The following is a 3,632-nucleotide window of genomic DNA, read 5'->3' as shown; positions in this document are numbered from 1 at the left end:
CGGTCGGCCCGTCCGGCGCCGTCCCCGCGGCCATCGCCTCGGGCGGTCCGGTGGTGGCCGCGGGCGGCGACGGCACGCGCACCGCCGGCCCGAAGAACCGCGTCATCGCGCTGACCTTCGACGACGGTCCGGATCCGCGGTGGACGCCCGAGATCCTCGCCGTGCTGCGCAAGCACCATGTCCACGCGACCTTCTTCGTGGTCGGCACCGAGGTGATCGCGCACCCGGAGCTGGTGCGCGCCGCCGTCGCGCAGGGCGATGAGATCGGCGTGCACACCCTCACGCACGCCAACCTGGGCCTGCTCCCCGCCTGGCAGGAGCACCTCGAGCTGCGCACCGCCCAGGAGGTCATCGAGGGCGCGACCGGCATGTCGACCTCCCTGCTTCGCCCGCCCTACAGCTCCGAGAACGACGCCCTGACGAACGCCGACTGGCGGTCGATCCAGACGGCCGCGGCGGACGGCTACGTCACCGTGCTCACCACGCGCGACAGCGACGACTGGAGGCGTCTCGGGGCGGCGCACATCGAATCGGCATCCTTGCCCGACTCGCCGCACGGCGACGTGCTGCTCATGCACGACGGCGGCGGAAACCGCAGCGAGACGGTCACCGCCCTCGACCGGCTGCTCACGAAGCTGGATGCCGAGGGCTACCGGGTGACGACGGTCAGCCAGGCAGTGGGCATGACCGGCAGCATGCATCCGGCGCCGCTGCTGGACCGGGTCGTCGGCGCCACGCTCATCGGGGCGGTGCGCGCGAGCGACGCCGTCGTCGTCGCCCTCACCTTGGCACTGCTGCTCGCCGGCATCGTGACCCTCGTGCGTGCCCTGCTGGTGCTGGGCGCCGCCCGCCGGCACGCCCGCAGCGTCCGGGCGGCCGATCGGCTGCTGCCGACCGTCGTCACCGAGCCGGCCACCGTGATCGTGCCGGCCTACAACGAGGCCGCCGGCATCGAGGCCGCCGAGCGTTCGATCGCGGCATCCGACCACCCGATCGAGATCATCGTGGTCGACGACGGCTCCACCGACGACACCGCGGGCATCGTCGAACGGCTCGGCCTGCCCGGCGTGCGGGTCATCCGGCAGTCCAACGGCGGCAAGCCGGCCGCGCTCAACCGCGGCCTGCGGGCGGCATCCCACGACCTCATCGTCATGGTCGACGGCGACACCGTCTTCGAGCCGGACACCGTGCGCCGGCTCGTGCAGCCGTTCGCCGACCCGCGCGTGGGCGCCGTGTCCGGCAACACGAAGGTCGCGAACCGCGGCGGGCTGCTCGGCGCCTGGCAGCACATCGAGTACGTGGTCGGGTTCAACCTCGACCGGCGTCTGTTCGACGTGGCCGAGTGCATGCCGACGGTGCCGGGCGCGATCGGCGGATTCCGCCGGTCGGCGCTGCAGCGCATCGGGGGAGTGAGCTCCGAGACGCTCGCCGAGGACACCGACCTCACCATGGCCCTGTGCCGGGACGGCTGGCGGGTCGTCTACGAAGAGGACGCCCGCGCCTGGACCGAGGCGCCGGCGACCCTCGCGGAGCTGTGGAAGCAGCGCTACCGCTGGTGCTACGGCACCCTGCAGGCGATGTGGAAGCACCGCGGCGCCCTCGTCCAGAAGGGCGCGGCCGGCAAGCTCGGGCGCCGCGGCCTGACCTATCTGCTCGTGCTGCAGGTGCTGCTGCCGCTGCTCGCGCCGGTCGTCGACATCTTCGCGATCTACGGGCTGATCTTCCTCGATCCCGTCCGGGTGATCGGACTGTGGCTCGCGTTCCTGCTGGTGCAGCTGCTCATGGCGCTGTACGCGTTCCGATTGGACGGCGAGTCGCCGCGGGTGCTGTGGACCCTGCCGCTGCAGCAGGTCGTCTACCGGCAGCTCATGTACCTGGTCGTGATCCAGTCCGTGTTCACCTCGCTCGCCGGCACCCGCCTGCGCTGGCACCGGATGGAGCGGTACGGAACGCTCAAGGCGCCGACGACCACGCAGAGCTGAGCCGGAGGAACGCCGGCCTGTCAGATGCCGGATGCTCCGGCGTGCAGGCGCCCCGCCGCCGCGGCGATGTCCGCGAGCAGCACCGGATCGCCGCGCAGCTCGAACGCGATGTCCGCGGGCACCCAGGCGAGCGCGGACACCAGGTGGGCGACGCTCTCGCCGCGCAGCGGCCAGATGCAGCATCCGTCCTCGGCCGCCCGCAGCTCCGCGCCCCACCCGCCGAGTCGTACCCGCATCCGATCGAGGTCCTCGTGCAGCAGGACGTCGAGCTGCAGCGGCGCGCGGACGGCGCGGACGCTGCCCCGCACGTAGGCGGCGGCATCCCCGCCCGGCACCGGACGCGGCGGGAACACGACCCGCGTGCCGAAGACGTCCTCGATCCGGTCGAGGCGGAAGGTGCGCCAGTCGACGCGGTCGCGGTCCCAGGCCAGCAGCATCCAGCTGCGCCCGAGCGACACCACGGCGTGCGGCTCGACGCTGCGGCGGGACTCGGCGCCGTCGGCCGCCCGGTACGCGAAGCGGATGCGTTCGTGGTCGCGGCAGGCGAGGGCGAGGGTGCCGAGCAGCTCGGCGGACACCGGGATGCCGCGGGGCGGGGTCGTGTGCAGGGTCGCCGCGACGGCATCCGTCCGTGTGCGCAGCGCCGGCGGCAGCAGCTGCTCGAACTTGGCGAGGGCGCTCAGCGTGGTGCGCTCGCCGTCCACGAGACCCTGGGCGACCGCCGAGCGCAGCCCGACCGCGATCGTCACCGCCTCCTCCTCGGACAGCAGCAGCGGTGGCAGGTGGGAACCGGCCTCGAGCCGGTAGCCGCCGCCGATCCCGCGCTCCGCTTCGACGCGGTAGCCGAGCTCGCGGAGGCGCTCGATGTCGCGGCGGAGCGTTCGCTCGGTGATATCGAGACGCGCGGCGAGCTGCGGCCCCGGCCAGACCCGGTGGGTCTGCAGGAGGGCGAGCAGTTCGAGCACGCGGGAGGCCGTATCCGCCATGTTCTCGATTCTCTCGCATTCAGGACAGAAAATGACCTGATGTGTCCGTAGCGTGGGGTTCATCGAAGGCATACGGGTGCACAGCATCCCGACGAGAGGAACAGACCATGGACTTCAAGATCGAGCTCGTGTTCGTGCCGGTGTCCGACGTGGACCGCGCCAAGCACTTCTACGGCGACCAGCTGGGCTGGAACGTCGACTACGACCACACGGTCACCGAGGATCTGCGCTTCGTGCAGATCACCCCGCCCGGATCGGCGTGCTCCATCGCGTTCGGCCGCGGCCTCATCGACATGCCTGTGGGCTCGCAGCGCAGCGTGCAGCTCGTGATCGACGATGCGGATGCCGCCCGCGACCTGCTGCGCTCGAACGGCGTCGACGCCAGCGACGTCGACGACCAGGCCTGGGGGCGGTTCGTCACCTTCTCCGACCCCGACGGCAACCGCTGGACGCTGCAGCAGATCCCCGCCCGCAGCTGACCCGCCCCCCGGGGCACCCCGGTCGTTGAGCGAGCGGAGCGAGACGAAACGCGTCGTCCTCGCGGGGTTTCTGCGTTTCGTCTCGCTCGCTGGCGCTCGCTCGCTCAACGACCGGAGGGTTACAGGTGCGGGTGCATGGCGGCTCGGGTGTCGCGGAAGGGTCGCCCTGCACCTCGGGTCGTTGA

3 protein-coding genes are annotated in these 3,632 nt (G+C 72.0%); 2 read left to right on the top strand and 1 reads right to left on the bottom strand.

Translation table 11 applies throughout. From position 1 onward, the window contains the following. Positions 1 to 1,982 (top strand): bifunctional polysaccharide deacetylase/glycosyltransferase family 2 protein (locus tag VJR25_RS08955; RefSeq protein ID WP_324114628.1); only part of this gene is annotated, 1,982 nt, incomplete at its 5' end. 20 nt (positions 1,983 to 2,002) lie between these two features. Here the strand turns inward: VJR25_RS08955 and VJR25_RS08950 are convergent. Further along, positions 2,003 to 2,968: a YafY family protein gene (locus tag VJR25_RS08950; RefSeq protein ID WP_324114627.1), complete on the bottom strand. Its 966-nt coding sequence runs from the start codon at positions 2,966 to 2,968 to the stop codon at positions 2,003 to 2,005. A gap of 107 nt (positions 2,969 to 3,075) precedes the next feature. On the opposite strand from VJR25_RS08950, the gene VJR25_RS08945 reads away from it, so the two are divergent. Continuing rightward, the gene (locus VJR25_RS08945; RefSeq protein WP_324114626.1) at positions 3,076 to 3,447 is read left to right on the top strand and encodes a glyoxalase superfamily protein; all 372 of its coding nucleotides are present in this window, start codon (positions 3,076 to 3,078) and stop codon (positions 3,445 to 3,447) included. The last annotated feature ends 185 nt before the right edge of the window (positions 3,448 to 3,632 follow it).

Source organism: Microbacterium sp. (assembly GCF_035277845.1).
Taxonomy (GTDB): Bacteria; Actinomycetota; Actinomycetes; order Actinomycetales; family Microbacteriaceae; genus Microbacterium.
Note: the sequence above shows the minus strand (reverse complement) of the source record. Positions and strands in the feature narration are given on the sequence as shown.